Annotated in this window: 17 protein-coding genes and 1 tRNA gene; 11 read left to right on the top strand and 7 right to left on the bottom strand. The window is 30.1% G+C overall.

Annotated elements, in window-relative coordinates; translation table 11 throughout:
• The 9 genes from ACTG3S_RS00780 to ACTG3S_RS00740 form a co-directional block, all read left to right on the top strand.
• Positions 1-2,248: T9SS type A sorting domain-containing protein (locus ACTG3S_RS00780; RefSeq protein WP_439127471.1), on the top strand; the 2,248-nt coding region annotated here is incomplete at its 5' end.
• A 57-nt stretch (positions 2,249-2,305) separates the two neighbouring features.
• Positions 2,306-5,422 (top strand): SusC/RagA family TonB-linked outer membrane protein, encoded by a 3,117-nt coding sequence (locus ACTG3S_RS00775; RefSeq protein WP_439127470.1) that lies wholly within the window; start codon positions 2,306-2,308, stop codon positions 5,420-5,422.
• Between the two features lie 10 nt (positions 5,423-5,432).
• Positions 5,433-7,349, top strand: a complete 1,917-nt coding sequence (locus ACTG3S_RS00770; RefSeq protein WP_439127469.1) for a RagB/SusD family nutrient uptake outer membrane protein — start codon at positions 5,433-5,435, stop codon at positions 7,347-7,349.
• 11 nt (positions 7,350-7,360) lie between these two features.
• Complete coding sequence (locus tag ACTG3S_RS00765; protein ID WP_439127468.1) at positions 7,361-8,560, top strand: DUF4959 domain-containing protein; 1,200 nt, start codon at positions 7,361-7,363, stop codon at positions 8,558-8,560.
• Between the two features lie 15 nt (positions 8,561-8,575).
• Positions 8,576-11,266, top strand: a complete 2,691-nt coding sequence (locus tag ACTG3S_RS00760) for a carbohydrate-binding protein (protein ID WP_439127467.1) — start codon at positions 8,576-8,578, stop codon at positions 11,264-11,266.
• A gap of 238 nt (positions 11,267-11,504) precedes the next feature.
• Entirely contained in the window at positions 11,505-12,350 is an 846-nt protein-coding gene (locus ACTG3S_RS00755) for a glycoside hydrolase family 16 protein (protein ID WP_439127466.1), read from the top strand.
• 150 nt (positions 12,351-12,500) lie between these two features.
• A complete protein-coding gene (locus ACTG3S_RS00750) occupies positions 12,501-14,240 on the top strand; it encodes a glycoside hydrolase family 3 protein (RefSeq protein WP_439127465.1) in 1,740 nt (579 codons plus the stop codon).
• Positions 14,241-14,290: 50 nt separating this feature from the next.
• On the top strand, positions 14,291-15,796 hold the full coding sequence (locus ACTG3S_RS00745) for a glycoside hydrolase family 30 protein (RefSeq protein WP_439127464.1): 1,506 nt from the start codon (positions 14,291-14,293) through the stop codon (positions 15,794-15,796).
• A 10-nt stretch (positions 15,797-15,806) separates the two neighbouring features.
• A complete protein-coding gene (locus ACTG3S_RS00740; protein ID WP_439127463.1) occupies positions 15,807-17,345 on the top strand; it encodes a sugar porter family MFS transporter in 1,539 nt (512 codons plus the stop codon).
• 554 nt (positions 17,346-17,899) lie between these two features.
• On the opposite strand, the gene ACTG3S_RS00735 is transcribed toward ACTG3S_RS00740, so the two are convergent.
• Both ACTG3S_RS00735 and ACTG3S_RS00730 read right to left on the bottom strand, forming a co-directional pair.
• Positions 17,900-18,805 (bottom strand): tyrosine-type recombinase/integrase, encoded by a 906-nt coding sequence (locus ACTG3S_RS00735; protein ID WP_439127462.1) that lies wholly within the window; start codon positions 18,803-18,805, stop codon positions 17,900-17,902.
• Between the two features lie 333 nt (positions 18,806-19,138).
• Positions 19,139-19,212: transfer RNA gene (locus tag ACTG3S_RS00730), tRNA-Met, on the bottom strand.
• Between the two features lie 108 nt (positions 19,213-19,320).
• On the opposite strand from ACTG3S_RS00730, the gene ACTG3S_RS00725 reads away from it, so the two are divergent.
• Both ACTG3S_RS00725 and ACTG3S_RS00720 read left to right on the top strand, forming a co-directional pair.
• A complete protein-coding gene (locus ACTG3S_RS00725) occupies positions 19,321-19,704 on the top strand; it encodes an START-like domain-containing protein (protein WP_439127461.1) in 384 nt (127 codons plus the stop codon).
• Between the two features lie 99 nt (positions 19,705-19,803).
• Entirely contained in the window at positions 19,804-20,637 is an 834-nt protein-coding gene (locus ACTG3S_RS00720) for an aminotransferase class IV (RefSeq protein WP_439127460.1), read from the top strand.
• On the opposite strand, the gene ACTG3S_RS00715 is transcribed toward ACTG3S_RS00720, so the two are convergent.
• The 5 genes from ACTG3S_RS00715 to ACTG3S_RS00695 form a co-directional block, all read right to left on the bottom strand.
• Positions 20,638-21,195 carry a YqgE/AlgH family protein gene (locus tag ACTG3S_RS00715; RefSeq protein ID WP_439127459.1) on the bottom strand — a complete coding sequence of 186 codons (558 nt, stop codon included), beginning with the start codon at positions 21,193-21,195 and terminating at the stop codon, positions 20,638-20,640.
• Positions 21,196-21,284: 89 nt separating this feature from the next.
• A complete protein-coding gene (locus tag ACTG3S_RS00710) occupies positions 21,285-21,557 on the bottom strand; it encodes an HU family DNA-binding protein (RefSeq protein WP_439127458.1) in 273 nt (90 codons plus the stop codon).
• Positions 21,558-21,744: 187 nt separating this feature from the next.
• On the bottom strand, positions 21,745-22,689 hold the full coding sequence (gene fmt / locus ACTG3S_RS00705; RefSeq protein WP_439127457.1) for a methionyl-tRNA formyltransferase: 945 nt from the start codon (positions 22,687-22,689) through the stop codon (positions 21,745-21,747).
• Positions 22,690-22,691: 2 nt separating this feature from the next.
• Positions 22,692-24,587 carry a RecQ family ATP-dependent DNA helicase gene (locus ACTG3S_RS00700; RefSeq protein ID WP_439127456.1) on the bottom strand — a complete coding sequence of 632 codons (1,896 nt, stop codon included), beginning with the start codon at positions 24,585-24,587 and terminating at the stop codon, positions 22,692-22,694.
• Complete coding sequence (locus tag ACTG3S_RS00695) at positions 24,584-25,123, bottom strand: AAA family ATPase (protein ID WP_439127455.1); 540 nt, start codon at positions 25,121-25,123, stop codon at positions 24,584-24,586. Before ACTG3S_RS00695 ends, ACTG3S_RS00700 begins: the two co-directional genes overlap by 4 nt.
• Between the last annotated feature and the right edge of the window lie 29 nt (positions 25,124-25,152).

The raw sequence follows: 25,152 nt of genomic DNA, 5'->3' as shown, positions 1-25,152 counted from the left end.
CCAATTTACTGCAGGTGGTGATAACGGAATAGGTATTGGGGTAATAGACCCAACTACAGTATTTCAAACTCCTTTTAATTTGATGTCTAATTCAATTTTTAAAATGAAAGTTTTTTCTACCGAAGAAATAGATGTTACTTTTCATTTAGAAAATTCTCCTGATTGGGGCAACAATATAGAAGTTACACAATCTATAAATGCAGCAGATATTAATAAATGGGTAGAACTTACATTCGATTTTACAGAGAATGCTGCGAATATTTATATGAACAACATTGTTATAATCATAGGAGGCAATAATACTACAGAAGGAGATACATATTTTTTTGATGACATTAAAGGGCCAGAATTGTACAGTACTCCTGCTCAACAGTATAGCCCCAAAGCAAACGCAACAGATATTGCAATTAATACCAATTTAGTAATTGCTACTAATGGTAATTTTAGAAACATTGATGATTCTGAAATAACTGATTTGTCATCAATTGTAGCTTTAAAAGAAGATAATGAAAATGGTGCAGATGTTGCTTTTACAGCATCTATTAATAGCGATAAAAATGAAATTAGTATTGATCCAATTAACGATTTGAATAATTCTACAACATATTGGTATGGCATTGTAGACAATAGCATAGAATATACAACAGATGAATTGGTAACAGGCGTTGCTGCTACTTTTACAACAAAGGCAGCAGTAACAGGAGACATTAACGAAATGTTATTTGATTTTGATACTACAAATACAGAAGTAGGTTTTGAATCTTGGGGAGGTACAGGTTTTGCAAAAGTGGCTAATCCAGATAAATCAGGAATTAATACTTCAGATAATGTTGCAGAATATACCCATGCAGGTAATGATTCTGGTTTAGAAAACAGTTTGGTAAATAATGCAACACCTTTAACTCCTTTCGATTTTTCTGAAACTCCATTTATTAAAGTAAAAGTTTGGGTAAGCAAGCCAGTGGGAGTGTCAATTAAGTTACAAAACTACCCAGATTATGGTCAGGGTCATGAACAGAAAATAGACGTTACAGAAACCAATAAATGGGTGGAATTGGTTTTCAACTATGGTACGATTACAGCAACTAATTACGATAGAGTTCAAATTTACTTTGATAAAGACAGATCAGCTGGATCTGAGGCAGGTGATAAGTTTTATTTTGATGATTATTTAAAAAGTAATGTGGCACCAGAAGTAACAACTGAATTATCACCTATTAATGCAGCAGTAGATATTTCTCAAACCGTGGTTCCAACAATTTCATCAAACTTTCAGTTTGTAAATTTAGACGGTTCTACAATTACAGACCTTACTGCTTTTGTTGAACTAAGAGAAGGTGATGCTTCTGGTAATTTAGTTTCTGCAACAGCTTCAATTAATGATACTAAAACTAATATCTCAATAAAACCAACAGATTTATTAAAAGCAAATACTCAATATTGGTTTGGTATTAAAGACGATGTAATTAAATACAAAGAAAATAATACAACAATTACAGGTGTTTCTGCAACTTTCACAACGCAAACAACAGGTATAAATTTTGTTACTTATAATGATTTTGATGGAACATCTTTAACTTCGGTTTCAGAATCTATGGGTGAAGTAGCTGGCGCTTACGAAACAGTTACAGACCCTTCTGGAGGTAACAATATGGTTACCAAATGGACCAAAGGAGATACTTGGGGTGGATGGGAAAGAATTCATTTTCAATTAAACGCGCCTTATGATGCAACTAAAGATGATGTTTTTTCTTTTAGAGTATACGCTTCAGTGGCTACAAATTTTATGTTTAAGTTATCTGATGCAAAAGAAGATGGTGATCAAAATGCAAACCTTGAAGTATGGGGTGATATTTTAGAAGCAAACCAATGGCAAAACATTTATATTGATGCCTCTGAATTGGCTGATGGTATAAATTTTGACCATATTTTTATTTTTATAGGCCCAGGAAATGCAGGCGTTACAGGAGACTTTTACATTGATGATTTAAAAGGCCCTCAATTGCAAGGCACTGCTTCTGTAAATGATTTTAACAAAACAAGTTTTCAATTTTTTCCTAATCCTGCAAATGATATGATTCGTTTTAGCAATTTAGACGGAAGAAAAGAAATTAGAATTTTTGATATCAACTCAAAACAAGTTCTTAAGAAAACAATAAATAGTAATGAGTTATCAATAAAAAAATTAAAATCTGGGTTTTATATTCTAGAAGTTAATGGGCAGTTTCAAAAATTAATCAAAGAATAAAAATTTATAACACAGCAAAATCGAAACTATTTTGCTGTGTTATTTAAAAAGTTATCAATGAAAAAATTATCAATAATATTTTTTAAATTATTACCTTTTATAGTTTTTTTAATAACATTTTCTACATACTCCCAAACAGTTGTTGTTTCAGGTAAAGTTTATGACGATATAGGTAATCTTCTTCCAGGGGTATCTATTTTGGTTGAAGGAACGACCAATGGAACTACAACAGATTTTGATGGTAAATATGTAATAAATATAAAAACGCCAAAGGCAACTTTAATATTTTCGTATTTAGGATTTAAAACAAAAAAAATAGTTGTTGCTGACCAAAATATAATAAATGTAATTTTAGTGGAAAGTACAGATCAGTTAGATGAAATTCAAGTTGTTGCATTTTCAAAACAAAAGAAAACTAGCGTTATTGGTTCTGTAACATCAATGAAAGTAGCAGACATAAAACAACCCACAGCCAATATAACAAACTCTTTAGCTGGGCAAATTTCTGGTTTAATTTCATATCAAAGATCAGGAGAACCTGGAGCAGATAATGCAGCATTTTTTATTCGGGGGGTAACCACTTTTGGTTTTAACAATAGTCCTTTAATTTTATTAGATGGTTTACAAATAACTACAGACGATTTAGCGCGTTTAGAGCCAGATAATATTGCTTCTTTTTCTATAATGAAAGATGCTACTGCTACATCTTTGTATGGTGCCAGAGGTGCAAATGGAGTTGTTTTAGTTACCACTAAAGAAGGTAAAAAAGGAAAAGCAAAAGTATCTGTACGTTACGAGAATTCTATGTCTGCACCTTCTAAAATTAATAGCTTTTTAGGAGCAGTAGATTACATGGAGTTGTATAATAGAGCGCAAAGAATGAGAGATCCATCTGCAACATTACTGTATTCGAAACCAAAAATTGAAGGTACACGAAATGGATTAAACCCTAATATTTATCCAGACGTTAACTGGCATAATGAGTTGTTTAAAGATTTTACATTAAATAGAAGATTTAATGCAAATATTAATGGTGGTGGAGAAGTTGCGCAATATTATTTATCTGTTACAAGTGCAAAAGAAACCGGTTTGTTAAGAGTAGATCCTTTAAATAACTTTAATAATAATATTGATATCAGTAGATCTAACTTAAGAGCAAACATTAATATCAATTTAACAAAAACAACTAAAGTTGCTGCTAAATTTTATTCTTTATTCGAAAGGTATAATGGTCCTGTAGTAAGTGCTTCAGATATTTTTTATCAAGTTTCACAGGCAAATCCAGCAAATTTTCCAAAAGCATACGAACCTGACGAAGCAACACAAAATTTTAACCATACACTATTTGGTAATAAAGGTAATGGAGGATTTCCAAATCCTTATGCAGAAAGTGTAAAAGGCTTTAGAGATCGGTTCGCAAATACAACCTTAGCTCAATTTCAAATAAATCAAGATTTAAAGTTTATTACAGAGGGTTTAAAATTAAGAGCAATGGCCTCTGTAAGAACTTATACAGAAAACCAAAACGAACGTAGTTTTACCCCCTTTTTTTACGGTGCATCAGAAATTCAGACCCCAACAGGTCTTATCAATTCATTAATTCAAATACAAGAAGGAACCGAATTTTTAAACAACCCCACAGTAAATAACAACGGAAATAGTAATTTTTATTACGAGGCTGTATTAGAGTATAATAAAACCTTTAACGAAAAACACGCAGTAAGTGGTTTATTGGTAAATTATTTTCAAGAGGCTTTAAATACAATAGGAGGTAACACTGCTTTTTCTACCTTACCATCCAGAAATACTGGTATTTCTGGTAGAACGTCTTACAGTTATGATGATCGTTATTTTAGCGAATTTAACTTTGGTTATAATGGATCAGAAAAATTCGCACAAAAAAATCGATTTGGATTTTTTCCTTCTGTAGGTTTTGGCTGGATACTATCTAATGAAGATTTTTTTGAAAAAAACTTACCAGACGTTAACTTGTTTAAATTAAGATATTCTTATGGTTTAGTAGGTAATGACGGTATTTCTATTGCGAGTGATCGCTTTTTCTATTTGTCTGATGTTAACTTAAATAATGGAGGTACAGGCTATTCTTTTGGCTCTAACTATAACAACTATTATAACGGTTTTATCATTAATAGGTATGCCAATGAAAATGTAAGTTGGGAAGTAGCAACTAAATCTAATATTGGTATTGAAATAGGTTTATTTAACAAGCTAAATATTATTGCAGATATTTTTACAGAAAATAGGCGAGATATTTATATGGAGCGTCAGTTCATTCCAGAAACTTCTGGATTAACAACAGTTATTAGTAGTAACATTGGTCAAGTAAGATCTAATGGTGTTGATTTATCTTTAGATTATAATCATGCTTTTAGCGGAGATTTTTACGTTACAGCTAGAGGTAACTTTACATACGCCACTAACGAAGTATTAGTAAATGGTGAACCTGAATTTCAAAATAAAAATTTAAGTAGAATTGGTCATCCTGTAAATCAACAATGGGGTTATATCGCTGAAAGATTATTTGTAGATCAAGAAGATATAGATAATTCTCCAGAACAATTTAATGGTTTTTCTACAACAAACTCTTATTTACCTGGAGATATTAAATATAAAGACGTTAATAATGATGGTGTTATTAATGAATCGGACGAAGTGCCAATTGGTAGGCCAAATGTGCCAGAAATTGTATATGGTTTTGGCTTCTCTGCTAAATATAAAGCTTTCGATTTTTCAGTATTTATGCAAGGTGTAGCAAGAACATCATTTTTAATAAACCCTAATGATATTTCTCCTTTTGTAAATGAACGAAATGCATTAAGTATTATCGCTGATAACCATTGGTCAGAAAATAATCCAAATCCGAATGCATTTTGGCCACGTTTATCTACTTATGCAATAGATAATAATGAAAAACGGTCTACTTGGTGGTTAAGAAGTGGCGATTTTTTAAGACTTAAAAATGTGGAATTGGGTTATACATTGCCAGAAACTCTTGGTAAAGTTTTTTCAGACACACAAACAAGAATTTATTTTACTGGAGTAAATTTACTCCATTTTTCTAAATTTAAATTATGGGATCCAGAAATGGCAGGAAATGGCTTAGGCTATCCTCCTCAGCGGGTGCTTAACTTAGGAATTCAAGTTAATTTTTAAAACGTAAAAAATGAAGTTAAAAATTAAAATAGTAGCAGTAATTTTCTCAATACTAACGTTTAGTAATTGCGAAAAATATTTAGATATTGTTCCAGATGGAACACAAGAGTTAAGCCTACTTTTCAATAGAAAAGAAACAGCATTTAACGCATTAGCTAATTGTTATAGTTACTTACCTCAAAATGATGGAACATATGCAAGTTATGTTTTAATGAGTGATGAATTAGCTACACCAGTTCCAAAAGAGCCAGATGCAATTCGTGTAATGAAAGGACAGCAAACCGTTTCAAATCCGCTTATGGGATATTGGTCTGGTTTTGGTGCAACTGGTAGAGGTCAAGGCTCAATTTGGGAAGGCATTAGAGCTTGTAATATTCTTACTGAAAATATTGACTTAGTGGTTGATATGAATCAATCAGAAAAAAATCAATGGAAAGCAGAAGTTGCTTTTTTAAAAGCATATTATCACTTTTTATTACTAAGTAACTATGGTCCTATTCCTATTATCGATGTAAATTTACCAATAGATGCAACTGATGAAGAGGTGCGTGTTGAGCGTAAACCTGTAGATGAATGCTTTACTTATATTGTAAATACAATAGACGAGGCAATCTTAAATTTACCAGAAAGAGTGCTTGGTAATAATGATTTGGGTAGAATTGATAAAGTAATTGCAAGGGCAATAAAAGCAAGAGTATTATTATACAGTGCAAGTCCTTTATTTAACGGAAATTCTGAGTTTTATTCTAATTTTTTAAATAAAGATGGTCAACATTTTTTTAATCAAAATTTTGATGAATCTAAATGGCAATTGGCTGCAGAGGCAGCAAAAGAAGCTTTAGATGCTGCATTGGCTCAAGGAGTTAGTATGTATTATTATACAGATACACCACCTGCTTTTGATGCCAATAACTTTCAATTTAAGTTTATAAGAGATCAATATAATAATCGATTCTCAATTACAGAACCTTGGAATTCAGAATTGGTTTGGGGAAATTCTAGTCCAGTTACTAATGGCCAATATTGGCAAATTCAGTCTCCATCTTTAATGAAAGATCCAAATTCTTCTTCTGTTGAAGCTGCTTGGCAATGGTTATCACCCAGTTTAAGAATGGCAGAAATGTATTATACAAAAAATGGTTTACCAATCAATGAAGATAAAAGTTTTGATTACAGTAACAGGTATGATTTAGCTACCATAGCATTTAATCAAAGATTTTATGCGCAATTTGCCAACAGAACAGCAAAATTAAATTTAGATAGAGAACCTCGTTTTTATGCTTCTTTAGGTTTTGACAGGGGTATTAATAGAACTTGGGGTAGTATTTGGAATTTAAGAATGAGAAGTGGAGAAACACATGGTAGGGTTGCAAATACAAATGATTTTTTAGAAACAGGTTATGCATTAAAAAAATTGGTGCATCAAGACACAGAAGGAGATGCATATAATAAAGCAATTTCTTATCCATGGCCAATGATTAGATTAAGCGAATTGTATTTAAATTATGCAGAGGCTTTAAATGAAGCTAATGGACCATCAAGCGAAGTTTATGAGGCTTTAAATATAATACGTCAAAGAGCTGGAATTCCATCAATACAAGATGCTTGGAGTAATTCTGATAATGTAATTACTGTTAATAAACACTTAACCAAAGAAGGTTTAAGAGAAATTATACATCAAGAAAGATCTATAGAGTTAGCATTTGAAGCACATCGATATTACGATGTTAGAAGATGGAAGTTAGCAAATCAATATTTTTCAACACCAATTAAAGGTTGGTCTGTTAATGAAGATTCTGAAGCAAACTATTATCAAATTAAAGAAATTGGTCAACGTTCGTTTAATACTCCTAGAGATTATTTTCAACCAATAAGCTTTACAGAGCTTTCTAGAAATCCCAATTTAGTTCAAAATCCAGGTTGGTAAAAAACTACATTATGAAAAAACAAATTAATAAAATCGTATACTTTTCAATATTATTTATCCTAACAATTACAGCTTGTTCTGATGATAATACTATAGATACCAATGCTCCAGGAGTTTTATCAAATATAAATGTTACTCCTACTAATGGAGGAGGAATAATAAATTATAATTTACCATCTGATGATGATATTTTATATGTAAAAGCAGTGTATACTAATTCTTTAGGAGAAGAGGTTTTTAGAGTGTCTAGCAAGCACAACTCTTCAATAGAAATTAATGGATTAAATCAAACATCGCCATTAAAAGTAAAATTATATGTAGTTGATGAGAGTGATAATATTTCTGAAACAACAGAAGTAGAATTTACACCTTTAAAATCATTTATCTTTTTAGTTCAAGAGAGTATTCAGATTACACCAGATTTAGGTGGTGTTAAAATTACTTGGCAAAATATAGCCTCAAAAACTGTTTTCGTGTATGTACATGTTTTAGATGATGGTGTAGAAAATGTAAGGATTTTATCTTCTAACAATCCTCAAGAAAATATTTTTATTAGAGGTTTAGAGGCAAAAGAACTAACTTTTTCTACAAAAGTAGAAGATTTTGATGGCAACATTACAGAATTAGTAGAGCAAGGAAAATATACACCCTTATTCGAAGAAAAAATTGACAAATCTTCTTGGACATTAGTTGCTAATCAATCAATAAATGGAAATGCTTATGAGGGGCTTACTATTAATTTTTGGGATGATATTATAGATAAAGTAGAAACAGATGCTGATAACAGTTATTTTATTATTACTAGAGATAATAATGGAGGTAGTTTAGACTTTCCATTAGACATTGTTATAGATTTAAATAAAAATGTGAAAATTCAACGTTTTAAGGTTTGGCAAAGAGCCTTTTGGTATAATGGTGGTGGAGTTACTTATCACTATCAAGAAGAAAACCTTAAATCGTTTGATTTGTTTTCTAGTACAGATGGTCAAACCTGGCAATTGCTGGGGCAGTTCGATATTGGAGATCCAAGAGATGCTGCAGGTAATATCCCAGCATCTGCTTTACAAGAGGCTATAGATGGTCATGAATTTAGCTTACCAAATACCTCAGAACAGTTTAGATATTTAAAACTCTCCATTACTTCAAATTACGGTAGTACTCAAATTACAGTTGGTTCAGAAATTACTTTATATGGTTTAGATAATTTATAAAAAAACAAAATAATAATGATAAAAAAATATATAATGTATCTGTTTTTAATAGGTGCAATTTCTCTCAATGCCCAAGGATTAAGAACTTTAGGTAAAAAAATTATTAACTCAAAAGGAGAAGAAGTATTACTAAAAGGTGTAGGCTTAGGAGGTTGGATGTTACAAGAAGGATATATGATGAATTCTTCTGGAGCAGCAGATACTCAGCATGAGTTTATAGAAAAATTAAACTTGTTAATTGGCGAAGAAGAAACTAAAACGTTTTACACTAATTGGAGAAAGAATTTTTTCCAAAAACAAGATTTAGATTCTATTAAAAAATGGGGGTATAATAGTGTGCGTTTAGCGATGCATTATAATTTATTTACGCTACCAATTGAAGATGAAACTATAGAAGGCGAAAATACCTGGCTAGAAACAGGTTTCGAAATGGTTGATGAACTCTTAACTTGGTGTGAAGCAAATGAAATTTATTTGATTTTAGATTTGCATGCAGCTCCTGGAGGACAAGGTCAAGATGCAGCCATTTCAGATTATGACTCAGATAAACCCTCTCTTTGGGAGAGTGAATTTAATAAAAATAAAACAGTGGCGTTATGGGGGAAATTAGCAGAAAGATATAAAGATAAAGAATGGATTGGCGGCTATGATTTACTTAACGAAGTAAATTGGCCTTTAGAATCTGGAATTCTAAGAGATTTGTACGTAAGAACAACAAATGCGATAAGAGCCCATGATCAAAACCATATTATCTTCATTGAAGGAAACTGGTTTGCCAATGATTTTACAGGTTTAACACCTCCTTGGGATTCTAATATGGTTTATAGTTTCCATAAATATTGGACTTATAATGATACAGCCTCTATACAATGGGTATTAGATTTAAGAAATCAACATAATGTACCACTTTGGATGGGAGAATCTGGAGAAAATTCTAACGTTTGGTATACAGAAGCTATCAATTTATTTGAAGATAATGATATTGGCTGGTCATGGTGGCCTTGGAAAAGAATTGAAACAATTGTAAGTCCTTTTTCTATAAATTCAAATTTAAAATATGAGGCAATTATTAGCTATTGGAAAGGAGAAGGGGCAAAACCATCAGTGCAAGATGCCATAGAGGGTTTAAAACAATTAACTGACGATTTAGTAGTAGACAATAATAAATACTATAGAGATGTTGTAGATGCATGCATTAGACAGCCACAAGACGAAACTCATATTCCATATAAAAACCATACCATTCCAGGGCTCATTTATCTTTCTGATTACGATTTAGGTAGTAATGGTATTGCATATAATGATATTGATTACGGAAACTACAGCCTTTCTACGGGTAGCTATCAACCTTGGAATTCTGGTTGGAATTACAGAAATGATGGCGTAGATATTCAGACCAATACAGACAATACAAATAGCAATGGCTATCATATTGGTTATACACAAAAAAATGAATGGCTTAAATATACCATAAATGTTCAAGAAACTGGTTTTTATAATTTTAAATTCAGATATGCTACAGAACAAACAGGAGGAAAACCAAAGTTCTTTTTAGATGATGTCGATTTTGCAGGTGATATAACATTAGGAAGCACAGGTGGCTGGAACAATTTTGTTTTCCAAACCATTACCAATAAATATATAGAAGCAGGTACACATGTGCTTAAAATTTTGGTTGATGGCAATGCATCTTACAATATGAGTAGTATCGAGTTCTTAAAATCAACAGAAGCTATTCCTGCTTTTAATGTGTTGAGTGCGAGTACAAATGACGATGAAAAATCGATTAAAATTATTTTAAATCATCCTTTAAGAAGTCAAGAACTTACAAATGATCTGTTTGAAGTAACTGTAAATAATACCCCAAGAAACATAACATCATCAACAATAGACCCTTCCAATAATCGATTAATTACCATTGAATTAGAAAATTATTTATTCTATCAAGATGAAATAAAAATAAGTTATACAGGAAATATTATAACATCAACGTATAATGTTATTTTACCAAATTTTCAAAATAAATTGGTTGATAATTATTTGATAACAAGATTATTAATTCCTGGAAAAATTCAAGCAGAAGATTTTAACAATCAAGTAGGTTTGGATCTAGAAAATACCTCAGATTTAGGTTCGGGTCAAAATATTGGATATACAGATGCTGGAGATTACGCAGAATACCTAATTTATATTTCTGAAAGCGGTTATTATAACTTAAACTTAAGAACCGCCGCAGAATCTAGTGTTGGAGAAATTGAATTTGAACTTTCAAATCATCAAATCACACAAAGTATTGCTACCATAAATTTACCTGTAACGGGTGGTTGGCAATCATGGCAAACAACATCTATACCAACAACATTAAATGCAGGTATTTACACCTTAAAAATGAAAGTGTTGCAAAGCGGTTTTAATATGAATTGGTTTGAGTTTGAATATGTAAGTAGCTTAAGTACAAAAGACTATGTAAGTAATACATTGTCAATATTTCCAAACCCAATTTCAGATAAATATCAAATAAAACTAAATAATCAACAAGTTATTAAAAAACTAAGTATTATAGATGTACATGGTCGTTTAATAAGTAAAATAAAACCAAACCTAGTAAAAAATGTATATAATTTATCAAGCTTAAAATCTGGAGTTTATTTCTTAATGGTGGAAACAGATAAGGGACGTTATCAGAAAAAAATAATGAAGAAATAAAAAAAACAATTGAAAAAAATTTTAACAACTTTTAATGTTATCTATTTAGTATTTACACTTCCTTTCGAAATATCAAAAGGTCAAAAGAGAAAAGTTAAAAAAAAAATAAAAAGCTATTTCAAGTAAATTGTATACTATCAAGATGATAATTTTCGAAAGAATTTAAATGAAATACTTGGATAATATAAGGTTGTTTTTTTAATAAAAATTTTATAAGACAGCTAATTAAAAAACAATAATGAAAAAAAAATATATAATAAATTTAATCTTAATAGGAACTTTAGTTTTAGCTTGTAAAACTAAAGAAAAGCAAAAAGAAAAATCTAGCAAATGGAAAGTAGATTTTCTAGACAATTTTGATTCATTTAATTCAGATAACTGGCAAGACCAACGTATTTGGGTAAATAATGAAACGCATTGCTACGTTCCAGATGGTGAATTTGGAACTAGAGAAGTAAGTAAAGGTACCTTAAAATTAAAAGTGGTAAAACTTGATAAAAAATACGATTGTGATAATTTAGATAAACATGGAAAAAAACATCCGGAAACTAAATATGTAGCAGGTCGTATTGCGTCAAAAAACAAAAAAGAATTCATTAAAGGTAAATGGACTGCAAGATTAAAATTAGGAAGCAATGGAGAGCCAAGTATGTTTCCTGCTTGGTGGATTTTAGGAGCGCAAAATAATGAATCGCCAGTACAAGAAGATAATGAATCTATTTGTTGGCCTTTAACAGGTTCTGGTGAGATAGATATTTTTGAACATCATGGAGATCATCAAAAAGATCATTTCACAGCAGGCGCTATTAAAAGTTTAGAAGAATGTGACAAAGGTGATTGGTGGAGCTTGCGAAAAGGTTTTGATGTTACTCTAAATGAATATCATGAATATTCTGTTGAATGGGAAGGTAGTGATTTGGTTTATCGAGTTGATAACAAAGAAATTTACAGAAATGTTGGTCAAGGGGATAATTACCCGGAGCCAATGTTTGCTATTTTAAATTTTGCGAAAATTACAGATTCTCCTATGAAAGATTCAGAATGGGTAATGGAAGTTGATTGGGTAAAACACGAATATAAATAAAAAATAATTTTTCTTTATAGTTGTTCGCTTTCCAAAAGTAAATATTAATATTAAAAAATTATGTTTAAATCAAAGATAGATACTAAATATTACTTGCTATTAATTGTTTTTTTGATTTCATTTTTAAAAGGATGTAAGAAAAAAACTTTTTTGAATGAGAATATAATAATTGAAAACAAAGTTGATTCGTTATTGGTTTTAATGACCTTAGATGAAAAAATAGGACAAATGTCTCAAGTAAGACATTTTGCAGATATGAATTCTGATGATGATATTGCTACAAAGTTTATTGGATCTGTTATACATACTCAAGGTCCTAATCCAGGAAAAGATGCCTTAGGATGGCAAGACAGATTTAAAGCTTTACAAGAGAAAGCCTTGTCTACACGTTTAGGAATTCCATTATTATTTGGTGTAGATGCAGTTCATGGTCAAAATACCTTTCAAGGTGCAACTATTTTCCCACATAATATTGGTTTAGGAGCAACCCAAAATACGACTTTGGTAAAAGAAGTGGCTCACATTACAGCCTTAGAAGTTCAAGCAACAGGTTTTAATTGGACATTTTCTCCCTGTGTTGCTATTCCTTATAACGAAAAGTGGGGTAGGGTATATGAAGCGTTTTCAGAAAACACAGCATTAACAACAAAAATGGCAAAAGCTTCAATAGAAGGTCTTCAAGGAAATTTAAAAGACAGTCTAACGGTAATGGCAACAGCCAAACATTTTATTGGTGATGGAGCAACAGATTTTGGTATAGAAGGAGGAAATACATCATTAACTATGAAAGAAGTTGCAGAAAAATTATTACCACCTTACAAAGCGGCTGTTAAAGCTAAAGTTGGTGCAGTAATGACTTCTTTTAACACACTTAAAGATATACCAATGCATGCTCATAAAGTTTTAATTAATGATACTTTGAAGAAAAGTATGGGTTTTGATGGAATTGTCATATCTGACTGGAAAGGATATTCTAGGTTTGGTAAAAATGATATAATTAACGCAGGTGTAGATATGGTAATGACTGTTGATGGTGATTTAGAAATATTTCAAAATGGATTAAAAAATGCAGTAGCAAATGATTCGGTTTCTATGGATAGAATTAACGATGCAGTAAAAAGAATTTTAAGACAAAAATTTAGACTTGGTTTATTTGAAAACCCATACCCAAAACGTTCTTTAATATCTAAAATTGGCAGTCAAAATCATCGAAATAAAGCAAGGCAAGCTGTAAGAGAGTCTCTTGTGTTATTAAAAAATGAAAAGGCTACTCTACCAATAAGTCAAGAAGTTAAAAAAATAGTTGTGGTAGGTGAACATGCCAATAATACAGGGTTACAATCTGGAGGTTGGACAATGGCTTGGCAAGGTACAAGAGAAAATTATAAAAGAGCAACCACCATTTTAGATGGTATAAAGGCTAATACCAATGCAGATGTGATTTATGATAAAGAAGCTGAAGGAAATCATTTTGATGCAGATATAGCTATCATTGTAGTAGGAGAAACACCTTATGCAGAAATGTTTGGAGATATAACTGATGGAAAAGGAGATCGTAAACTTACTCTAAGTAAAAAACATCAAAAATATGTAGCAAAATTTACTGAAAAAGGTGTTAAAACTGTTGTGATCTTAATTTCTGGAAGACCTTTAGTAGCTACTAAACAAATCAATTTATCTGATGCTTTTATTGCGGCTTGGTTACCTGGTTCAGAAGGAGATGGAGTTGCAGAAGTTCTTTTTGGTGATTATGATTTTAAAGGGAAATTGCCTCATTCATGGCCAAAATCGGTAGAAGATTTTAACGGAAAATATGGAGTTAATTTTTGGGATAAATCAAAAAAACCACTTTTTGATTTCGGTTTTGGTTTAACTTATAAAAACAATTAAAAAAATAGAAAATAGTTGTCAATACATTTTAATTTTAAAAGAGTAAAAAGATGAAAGAAAGTTTTAAAAAACAAGTCTTATATTTATGCGTGCTATTTCTTTCTTTTGGTTTTTATCAATGTAAAGAATCAAAAAATAATAATCAAAAAGAATTTAACAAAGAACAGGTCTCTTTTGATATAACTAGAACACAAGCAAAAGTCTATACAACAGCTCATAACTCAAAATTAAAACTTGCGCTAACAGACACCATTTTATTTTTAGACTTTAAACAACCTTTAGAAACTGAAATTGATATAGTAGTAGATCCTAAAAACGAGTTTCAAGAATTTGTTGGTATAGGAGCTGCCTTAACAGATGCTTCCGCTGAAACCTTTTATAAATTAACAAAAGAAAACCAACAATTATTTTTAGAAGCCTATTTTGATATCGAAAAAGGGATTGGCTATTCTTTGGCAAGAACCATTATTCATAGTTGCGATTTTTCGTCAGGAAGTTATACTTATATAGAGGAAGGTGATAAAGAACTCAAAACTTTTTCTATAGCTCATGATAAAAAATATAGAATTCCGTTTACAAAAAAAGCAATAAAAGCAGCAGGTGGTAACTTAACTATGTATGCAAGCCCTTGGAGTCCTCCAGCATTTATGAAAACGAATAATAATATGTTAAGAGGAGGTAAACTAAAGGAAGAATTTTATCAACCTTGGGCAAATTATTACGCTAAATTTATAAAAGCCTACGAAAAGGAAGGAATTCCTATTTGGGGACTTTCTATCCAAAATGAACCAATGGCAGTTCAACGTTGGGAATCATGTATTTATACGGCAGAAGAAGAGCGCGATTTTTTAAAAAATTATTTAGGTCCTACTCTAAAAAATGAAGGTTTAGGAGATAAAAAAATAATAGTTTGGGATCATAATAGAGATTTATTATATCAAAGAGCAAGTACAATTTTAAATGATCCTGAAGCCGCTAAATATGTTTGGGGAACAGGTTTTCATTGGTATGAAGATTGGAAAGATGATAACCCAATGTTTGATAATGTAGCTAGGTTAAATGAAGCATATCCTGATAAAAAATTGATATTTACGGAAGGGTGTAACGAAGGATATGATGTGAAAAGATTAGAAAATGAAGATCCAAAATTAGCAGAAAGATATGGGAAATCAATGATTAAAGATTTTAATAATGGCACTGTTGCTTGGACAGATTGGAACATTCTTTTGGATGAAACAGGAGGTCCAAATCATGTAGGAAATTTATGTTTTTCACCAGTTCACGGTAACTCGCAAACAGGCGAATTAAACTTTACAAACTCATTTTATTACATAGGTCATTTTTCTAAATTTATAAGACCAGGCGCAAAAAGAATTAGCAGTGTTACAAGTTCTAATAGTATTATTTCTACAGCCTTTAAAAATAAAAATAATAGCATTGTAATTATAGCTATGAATACTTCTAATAAGACTTTAGACTATTCAATTACAATTGATTTAAAAACATCAATATTAAAAATTCTACCGCATTCAATTCAAACTACTGTAATCAACTAAAACCACTTTTATGACCAAAAAATTAACACTAATCGCCTTTGTAGTTTCCTTAGGAGGATTTCTTTTCGGATTTGATGCAGGTATTATTTCTGGAGTGATGAATTTTGCAAGTCCAGAATTTAATTTAGACGATATTCAATCGGGTTGGGTGGTAAGTTCTCCCTCTTTTGCAGCAATGATTGCGATGCTTTTTTCTGGTAGACTAAGTGATAAAATAGGTAGAAAAAAAATTCTTATTATAGTTGCTTTGCTGTATGCGATTTCTGCCATTTTTTCTGCCCTAGCAACATCTTATGAAATGCTTTATATTGCCAGAATGATTGGTGGCTTAGCCTTTGGTTCAGCTTTGGTTTTAGCACCTATGTATATTGCAGAAATAGCCACATCAGAAAATAGAGGTAAGTTAGTTTCTATGCAACAATTAAACATTGTGCTTGGTTTTTTTGCTGCTTTTTTAAGCAATTATTTCTTTAATAAATACAATTCATCTGGAAGTGCTTTTTTAACGGATAAAACCGTTTGGAGGTGGATGTTAGGAGTTGAATTACTTCCAGCTTTGCTCTACTTCTTTTGTATGTTTCTTGTACCTAAAAGTCCACGTTGGTTATATCTTAATAATAAATATGAAAATGCAAAAAATGTTTTAAAACAGATACATGGTAATGATAAAGCTCAAGAAGAGATAAAATCAATAGAAAAAAGCTTAGAAGGTAAGCAAGTTAAAACAAAAGTTTCCTTTATTCAGTTATTTAAACCCTCTTTAATCTTTATTTTTAGTGTTGGTTTAATTGTTGGCATCTTGCAACAAATAACAGGTATTAATGCCGTGTATTTTTATGCTACAACTATTTTTAAACAAACTGGTATAGGAACAGATGCAGCATTTTCATCTGGTATTTTATTAAGTACAATTACGGTTATTTTTACAATTATATCTATGTATTTGATAGATAAGATGGGAAGAAGACCATTACTGTTGTTTGGTACAGTAGGAATAGCAATAAGTTTGTTGCTTTGCGCTTATGGTTTTAATCAAGCAAAATATAAAATAACACCTGAAGGTATTAAAAAATTAGATTTTAAAGAAGTAACTCTTTTAACACCATTAATAAACAAATTATACAACAATGATGTTGATTTTAAAAATGAATTAAAATCTATTTTAGGAAATAAAGTTTACAGTAAAAATGATGGCGCTATTTTAGAAATAGCTACCCAGATAAATGCTACGATTGTATTAGTTGGTATTTTAGGCTTTATTGCATGTTTTGCCTTTTCTTTAGGACCAGTAATGTGGGTTTTGCTTTCTGAACTCTATCCTTTAAAATATAGAGGTTTGGCAATTGGTGTTATTGCTTTTGTAAATTCGCTAATTAGTTCTGTAGTACAATTAATTTTTCCTTGGGAACTATCTAATTTTGGTAATGCGTTAACTTTCTTTATTTTTGGTGCTATTGCTTTGTTAGGTTTTTTTATTATGATTAAAATTTTACCAGAAACTAAAGGAAAATCTTTAGAAGAATTAGAAACCGAATTAATAAAAAACTAGCTTTTAATTTATTATTTTTAAAATTATTTAAAACAATGCATTTTTTTATTTCTCTTTTTCTCTTATAATTTTTCATGGAGTTATATTGGGTTTTTAATAAATTTAGAATTAGACGTTTAACAGTTAAGATTGTTTTAAGTACAAATAAACGTTATCAGTTTTATAATTATATTCTAGAGTATATTGAAATTTATAGATAGAGTTTTGTATTTAGAGCATCGAGTAATTTTGAAATGTTTAATCTCAAATAATTTCACTTATGTTTATTTCCATACTCTCTACCTAAACAATTTAGAATAATCTTCTGGCAACTCAGCATCAATTTCTCTCAAATACTTTTCTAAAGAAGTCATGGAACTATGTCCTGTAATAAGCATTAAATTACTTTTAGCTTCAAAAGGAGAAGTTTTTTCTCGAAGTTTTCTATATAATTTTGAGATAAAAGTATGTCTAAAACTATAAACCCCATAATCTTGATTTAATTTAAAATGGTCTTTTACAACACTTCTAAATCGTTTTGAAAAGTGATCTCTTCTGTTAGTTTCATTGGCGTTCTAAAACCCGCCTATTTTATGAGGAGTAAACAAAAAAGACTCTTGGTCTAACTTAGATAAGTCAGGTAAATCATTCAGCAAAATATTAGGGATCATTTTAGTTTTTAAAGTACTGTTTTTTGCCTTAAATTGAATAGTCTTAGTCTTTAAGTTGATGTCTTTAATTTTCAATCTACAAACCTCAATGGGTCTAATGAATCCAAAAGAAACAAATTTTATGAATAGCAATAAAAGTTGGTCTTCTTTTTCTAGATATTCAAAAATATTTTGCTGTTCTTTTAAAGTATAGGTTTTGTTTCTCTCTGGTTTGGTCTTTAAAACAGGAATCGAGTGAATGTGGTTTTTATCAACAATTTCGTTGTTTTTTAATACTTGAAAGATGCTAGCGAGTTCTGTTCTGTAATTATTACGATTTCTAGCACTGGTTTTTAGTAAAACTTCATTAAAATAATCTAATAAATCTTTTCTGGAAATTTCTCGTATATTTTTCTTTGTTGGATGTGTTTTTTCCATCCATGCTACAAATAGTTTTACTTTTCTTCTATAATCTTTTATAGTATTACTGCTTACAGCTTTTTCCTTTAACCTTAATGCAAGATCAAATGCTTTAGTGTAAGGAATATCTTCTTGATTTTTCTTTTTAGTAGCTGTCTTAACTATAGCCACCGCTTTTTTTGTGTTTTTTGAGCCTCTTTTTGTTAATTTGTTTGGATTCTGTTGTAAAGGTGTAGGAATCGTATTCTCTTTAATGGCTTCTTTTATTGCATCCTTAATGCTAATATTAATTGTGGATAATAGAATTTTTTCTTTCTGGGGTTTTTCTTTCTTTTTTTGAGTAACAGGATTTCTCAATTCCTCATAAAATTTGCTATTCTTTGCAAAAGGATTGAAGCCTTGTTTTAACAAATGCAATAATTTTTTTTTGTAATAAGATAGTATGCTTATTCTGTCTTCTTTGTTATGGTATTGGTTTACTTATCCATATAGGTTTGTCATTCGTTCAAGTTTTCCAGTTTTTGGATTTCTATATGAATAATAAACGTACCAACGTTTGGATAAGTCTCCATTTGCGATATAGATTTTGGGTGTTGAAAATTGAGTTAAAATTATCGAATCGTGTTCCGAATCGTATTCCAAATCGTATTCATTTGCAATGTTTAGGGTAATGTATTCGTAAATTGAAGGCATAAAAAAACAGTTTAGAGGTCTAAACTGTTGTTTTTTAATGATTTAAAATTGTAGCGAGGAGCAGATTTGAACTGCCGACCTCAGGGTTATGAATCCTGCGCTCTAACCAACTGAGCTACCTCGCCATTGGTTTGCGGGTGCAAATATAATTACTTTTTAGAGATAAGCAACAAGTGTTTTTAATTTTTTTTAAATAGAATTAATACCTATCTTGTCAACTTAACATATCAATAATGGAAAAAGTTAAATTTGAAATAGAAATACCAGTACACGCGTCACCAAACATGCTTTATCAATATATTTCTTCTCCTTCTAATTTGCAAGAATGGTTTGCAGATAAAGTTAATTCTAGAGGTAAAATATTTAGTTTTATTTGGGAAGGTACTGAGGAGAAAGCAGAGTTAATTTCAAAAAAGTCTGATGAAAGAATTCGTTGGAAGTGGTTAGAAAGCGAAGATGATGAAAGCTATTTCGAAATTAGAATACAAGTAGACTCATTAACCAAAGATGTATCTTTAATTGTTACAGATTTTGCAGAAGATGAAGATGAAGTTGAGGAATCTAAACAACTTTGGGAAAATCAAATAGACGAATTAAAGCATACCATAGGTGCTTAAAGCAAATAAATATAAAATTAAAACCAGTAGAATTGCTGGTTTTTTTATGCTTAAAATCTATCTATTTATAGTAATTTTGCATTTTTAAAATAATGGAGAATGATTAATTTTAACGGAGAGTTATTGTTTAAAGAAAATGTAAATTTAACTACAAATAATAGGGGTTTTAAATACGGTGATGGAATTTTTGAAACTATAAAAGTATCCAACAATAAAATAATTTTTTGGGAAGATCATTATTTTAGATTAATGGCTTCTATGAGAATGTTACGTATGAAAATTCCAATGGAATTTACCTTAGAGTTTTTAGAAGCTGAAATTTTAAAAACAACAGCAGTTTTAGACAATGCTACTACTTTTAGAGTACGTTTAAATGTGTTTAGAAAAGATGGTGGTTTTTATACACCCGAAACAAATAAAATTGACTATTTAATAGAAGTCTCTCAAACCAACTATCAGTCTAAAGACAGTTATCATATAGACGTTTTTAAAGATTTTTACAATTATTCAGGGCTTTTATCAACCATAAAAACCAACAACAGAATGCTAAATACTTTGGCAAGTATTTTTGCAGATGAGAATGATTTAGATAATTGTATTCTATTAAACGAGAGAAAAGGAGTCGTAGAGGTAACTAATGGAAATATTTTTGTAATAAAAGATAATGTTATTAAAACACCAGCTTTAGCAGAAGGTTGCATAAAGGGGATTGTTAGAAAAAAAGTAGTTGAAATTATAACAAAACATAAAGAATTTACCATAGAAGAAACTGCAATATCTCCCTTTGAAATTCAAAAAGCAGACGAAGTTTTTATAACCAATGCAATTATAGGTATACAACCAGTAACAAAATATAAAAAGAAAACATTTACGGTTGATTTTAGCAAAAAATTAGCAGCAAATTTAAAAGTATTAGAAATTGCAGGGAACTAATTAATTTAAGTTGATGTTGCTTGGCGCATTTGCCCATAACTTGTAGGTGCCTCCTTTTTGAAGAAGTTTGTTTTTCCAAAGTGTTTCTTCATCATTAGAAAAAATATTTTCAAAATCGTTTTCTGCTACAAACCAAGAGTTTTCATTTAATTCTGTTTCTAACTGGTTTTTGTCCCAACCAGAATATCCCTGAAAAAAACGAATGTCAGATTCCTCTAACAAACCCTCGTTTAATATTTTTTTTAGTTGTTTAAAATTACCACCCCAAAAAACACCATTAGCAACCTCTATACTATTATCTAATAATTCTGGTATCCTATGAACAAAATAAAGATTGTCTTGCTCTACAGGGCCACCTTGATAGATATTAAAAAAACAGTTTATTTCTGGTAACAAATCGTTAATGCTGTAAGAAAGAGGTTTGTTTAAAATAAAACCCACCGAATTATTTTCTGTGTGTTCTGTTAAAAGAACTATTGCTCTATTAAAAGCATCATCATTTAAAATAGAGGGTTCTGCCACCAATAATCTGCCTTTTTTAGGTTTTAGCATACACATTTGTTTTGTTTTTTAAATATATGAAAAATTTAAAATAAAAAAAACTCTCTTTAAAAAGAGAGTTTTTATATTGTCTGAAACTAAAAAGATTAGTTTACAGCATCGCTTAATCCAGCACCAGCTTTGAATTTTGCTACATTTTTAGCAGCAATTTGGATAGTTTTTCCTGTTTGAGGATTTCTACCAGTTCTTGCAGCTCTGTTAGATACAGAGAAAGTACCAAAACCAACTAAAGCAACTTTATCACCTTTTTTTAATGAAGAAGTTACGTTACCTGTAAAAGATTCTAAAGCTGCTTTTGCTGCTACTTTAGAAATTCCTGCGTCAGCAGCCATTGCGTCGATTAAATCTGATTTGTTCATAATAAATAAATTTTAAATTGTTTAATAAATATTTTGTTGCTTAATAGCTTAACAAATATAGACGGATTGTGGGTTTACGCAAATTACCCCCCTAAAAAACAGGCTTTTTGTTAATAAAAGTATGTGAATTGTTAATAAACCTTACTTTGAAAAACCAAAAACGCTAAAAACCTTATCAATAAAGGCTTTACAACATTTTGGCATCAACAGAAAAAGAATAGCCATTTAGTAAACTTTTTGCATCCATTTTTTTCTTACCAGAAAGCTTAATTTCTTCTAGAATAATGTATCCTTTAGGTACCGCAACTTTTAGTTCTTTTTTGGTGGCTATAATTTTACCTATATTATAATTATGAGTAGCTTCTTCTTTTTGTACGGCATATAATTTTACTGTAATTTCTTCGTCATTATTATAAATAACAGACCAAGCTGAAGGAAAAGGGTTTAAACCTCTAATTTTATTATAAATATTTTCTAAACTGTCAGACCAATCTATTTTTGTGTTTTCAGAATTAAGTTTTGGTGCAGATTTTTGTTCTAAAGCTGGCTGTTTTTCTGTGTTTACCTTACCATTTTTTATATAGTCTACAGTTTTAGCAACTAATTTTGCACCTAATAACATCAACTTATCATGCAAAGTACCTACAGTTTCTGTATTTAATATAACAATAGATTCTTGTAATAAAATTTCTCCAGTATCAATTTTATCATCAATAAAAAAAGTGGTAACACCAGTTTTAGTTTCACCATTAATAATTGCCCAATGTATAGGTGCTGCACCTCTATATTCTGGTAACAAAGATGCATGTAGATTAAATGTACCAAATTCTGGCATTTGCCAAACAACTTCTGGTAACATTCTAAACGCAACTACTATTTGTAAGTTTGCATTCAAATTTTTTAAATCTTGTAAAAAATCTTCGTTTTTTAAATTAGTGGGTTGTAAAATGGGTAAATGCTCTTTTAAAGCAAACTTTTTTACTGCAGGTTCATTTAATTTTCTTCCTCTTCCTGCAGGTTTATCTGGTGCAGTAATAACACCTACTACATTATAATTATTGTCTACTAAGTGTTTTAGTATGGCTACAGCAAAATCGGGTGTACCCATAAAAATGATACGTAAATCTTTCATAATTATTTTTTTAGATGATATTTGTTTTGGAAATTTATTTGGATTTTATCGTTAGATAATAATAATTGCAAATGTATTAAAATGTCTTTTTCTGCAATTTGTAAATGGTTACTAATTTCTTTAGAAGATAATGTTGCTTCTTTTGCAAGAAGATTTATTATTTGGGTTGAAATATCTTTTAAATTCATTTTTTTGTTGGAAATACATACATCGCAAATACCACAATTAATTGTTGATTTTTCATTAAAATACGCCAATATTTGTATGCTTCTACAAGTTTTGTGATTGGTAATAAAGTCTACAAAATCGTTGGCTTTTTCTTTTTTTTGCGCTAAAAAATGTTGCATTTGCTTAGCATACCTGTTAATTGCTCTGTCATCTTCTCTGGGTACTAAAAAGCTTAATAAAGTATCAGAAGTTACAGCATGGTATGCTACCAAACCTAAAGTGTCTAAATCTTTTAAATTTTTTATTACTTGTAGAGATGTAATGCCTGCTTTTTTAGCCAATAAAAACTCATTAATTTTTATTTCATTTTCAAAGAGACCTCCATAAGTTCTTAAAACAATATGTACAAATTCTTTTAATTTCTTGTTTTGATGGGTAAAGTTTAAAATACTTTTATGACTGCCTACAAAAGTTAATGTAGATTTATTTTGAAAATTATTTTCTAGTTCGATAATCCCATAATTTGATAATAAATTAAGGGTAGTTGCTGTTTTTAAGTGATGAAATTTATATTTTTTACAAAATTCCTGAAAATTAAATTCGTAGACAGTTTCTGTAAGTTCGCCTTTAGCAATTCTAAAATTTTGATATAATTTTTGATGTATTTCTTTAATTTCTGAAATAGAAGGTATGCTATTTGTTGTTTGTTCTTTATGCAGTAAAATATCATTTTCATTATATAATAGAACGCCAAAAGCTTTTTTGCCATTTCTACCAGCTCTTCCTGTTTCTTGTATATAATTTTCTATATTACTTGGTAAGGTAAAATGTATTACCAAACCAACATTGGCTTTGTCTATACCCATACCAAATGCATTTGTAGCTACAATAATGGGTGTTTTTTCTAAAAGCCAATTGTTAAAAGCAGTTTGTTTTTCTAGCGCTGTTAAACCTGCATGATAATACGAACTTTTATACTGGTTTGCGTTTAAGAAATTAGACAATTCTACCGTTTTTTTTCTTGAGTTTACATAAACAATAGCTGGCGTTTTTGTTTTGTAAAAAATCTGTTTTAACCGTTCTAATTTGTCTTCTATCTTAAAAATTTGATAAGCTAAATTTTCTCTGTAGAATGATTTTTTAAAAGTAACAGGATTGTTTAGTTGTAAATTATTTGCAATATCTTCTAAAACCTTTTTATTGGCTGTAGCTGTTAATGCTATAAAATTTACATTTTCTAATTGTTCTTTTAGTATCGCTATATTTCTATAAGACGGTCTAAAATCGTGGCCCCATTCAGAAATACAATGTGCCTCATCTATGGCAACTAAATTAACATTTAATTCTTTTATTTTTTGTTGGATTAAACGAGACTGCAATCTTTCTGGAGAAATGTATAAAAACTTTACGTTCCCAAATTTGATTGCATCAAAAATAGCAATAATATCATTTTGATTACTACCAGAAGGAATGGTAACCGCTTTAATGTGGCGTTTCTTTAAATTTTCGACCTGATTTTGCATTAACGCAATGAGTGGAGAAATAACAATGCAAACTCCATCTTTAACCAAAGCTGGTATTTGAAAACAAATAGATTTACCACCACCTGTTGGTAATAAAACAATAACATCTTTTTGGTCTAAAACAGCAGTTATTATTTCTTTTTGAGGAGCTCTAAAAGTACGATGTCCCCAGTTTTTTTCTAATATTTTTTCTAAATGAAAACTCATTCGCCAGAAAGCGAATTAAGAATGAAATTAGTACGTTTTTCAATACTCCCAAAAGGAACATTAATTAATTGATACCCTAACTCTTTGTATGCTTTGGTTAAAAAACTATCAATTTTTACAGCTTCTTCAAAAGTTTCGTAACGCTCGTTATCTGTAGTGTGTATTTCTTTCCAAGGTGCAAAATGAAAAATTTTAGAATAAGTAAAGGTGTTACTCTTTTCTTTAAATTTATCAGGATAATTGGTATTGTAATAATCCATATAAGCAAAAACATCAGGTATCCCTCTATCAAAAAAAACAATATTGCTATGTAGTTCAGATGCTTTTTTATGTTGTTTTATTCTACCTTCTAAAAGCATTTCACTAAATAATAATGGTTCTGTTAAAAAAAGTTGTTCTATTCCTTTTTGTTGTGCCTCTAAAGTAACCTCTCTAGATATTTCTGGCATACAATTAAAACCTCGTTTCGTAAGATTATTTATTACGGTTGTTTTACCCGTTCCTGGGCCACCAATAAGCACAATTTTTTGCTGCATGTTACAAAAATAAATCATTCCCTTTATAA

It is taken from the genome of Polaribacter sp. (assembly GCF_965656025.1).
Classification (GTDB): domain Bacteria; phylum Bacteroidota; class Bacteroidia; order Flavobacteriales; family Flavobacteriaceae; genus Polaribacter.
This window is presented reverse-complemented; position numbering and strand designations above follow the sequence as displayed.

Coding starts and splice junctions, on each gene's coding strand:
- ACTG3S_RS00775 (WP_439127470.1), top strand. CDS start 2,306: ATGAAAAAATTATCAATAATATTTTTTAAATTATTACCTTTTATAGTT.
- ACTG3S_RS00770 (WP_439127469.1), top strand. CDS start 5,433: ATGAAGTTAAAAATTAAAATAGTAGCAGTAATTTTCTCAATACTAACG.
- ACTG3S_RS00765 (WP_439127468.1), top strand. CDS start 7,361: ATGAAAAAACAAATTAATAAAATCGTATACTTTTCAATATTATTTATC.
- ACTG3S_RS00760 (WP_439127467.1), top strand. CDS start 8,576: ATGATAAAAAAATATATAATGTATCTGTTTTTAATAGGTGCAATTTCT.
- ACTG3S_RS00755 (WP_439127466.1), top strand. CDS start 11,505: ATGAAAAAAAAATATATAATAAATTTAATCTTAATAGGAACTTTAGTT.
- ACTG3S_RS00745 (WP_439127464.1), top strand. CDS start 14,291: ATGAAAGAAAGTTTTAAAAAACAAGTCTTATATTTATGCGTGCTATTT.
- ACTG3S_RS00740 (WP_439127463.1), top strand. CDS start 15,807: ATGACCAAAAAATTAACACTAATCGCCTTTGTAGTTTCCTTAGGAGGA.
- ACTG3S_RS00725 (WP_439127461.1), top strand. CDS start 19,321: ATGGAAAAAGTTAAATTTGAAATAGAAATACCAGTACACGCGTCACCA.
- ACTG3S_RS00720 (WP_439127460.1), top strand. CDS start 19,804: ATGATTAATTTTAACGGAGAGTTATTGTTTAAAGAAAATGTAAATTTA.
- ACTG3S_RS00715 (WP_439127459.1), bottom strand. CDS start 21,195: ATGTGTATGCTAAAACCTAAAAAAGGCAGATTATTGGTGGCAGAACCC.
- ACTG3S_RS00710 (WP_439127458.1), bottom strand. CDS start 21,557: ATGAACAAATCAGATTTAATCGACGCAATGGCTGCTGACGCAGGAATT.
- fmt (WP_439127457.1), bottom strand. CDS start 22,689: ATGAAAGATTTACGTATCATTTTTATGGGTACACCCGATTTTGCTGTA.
- ACTG3S_RS00700 (WP_439127456.1), bottom strand. CDS start 24,587: ATGAGTTTTCATTTAGAAAAAATATTAGAAAAAAACTGGGGACATCGT.
- ACTG3S_RS00695 (WP_439127455.1), bottom strand. CDS start 25,123: ATGCAGCAAAAAATTGTGCTTATTGGTGGCCCAGGAACGGGTAAAACA.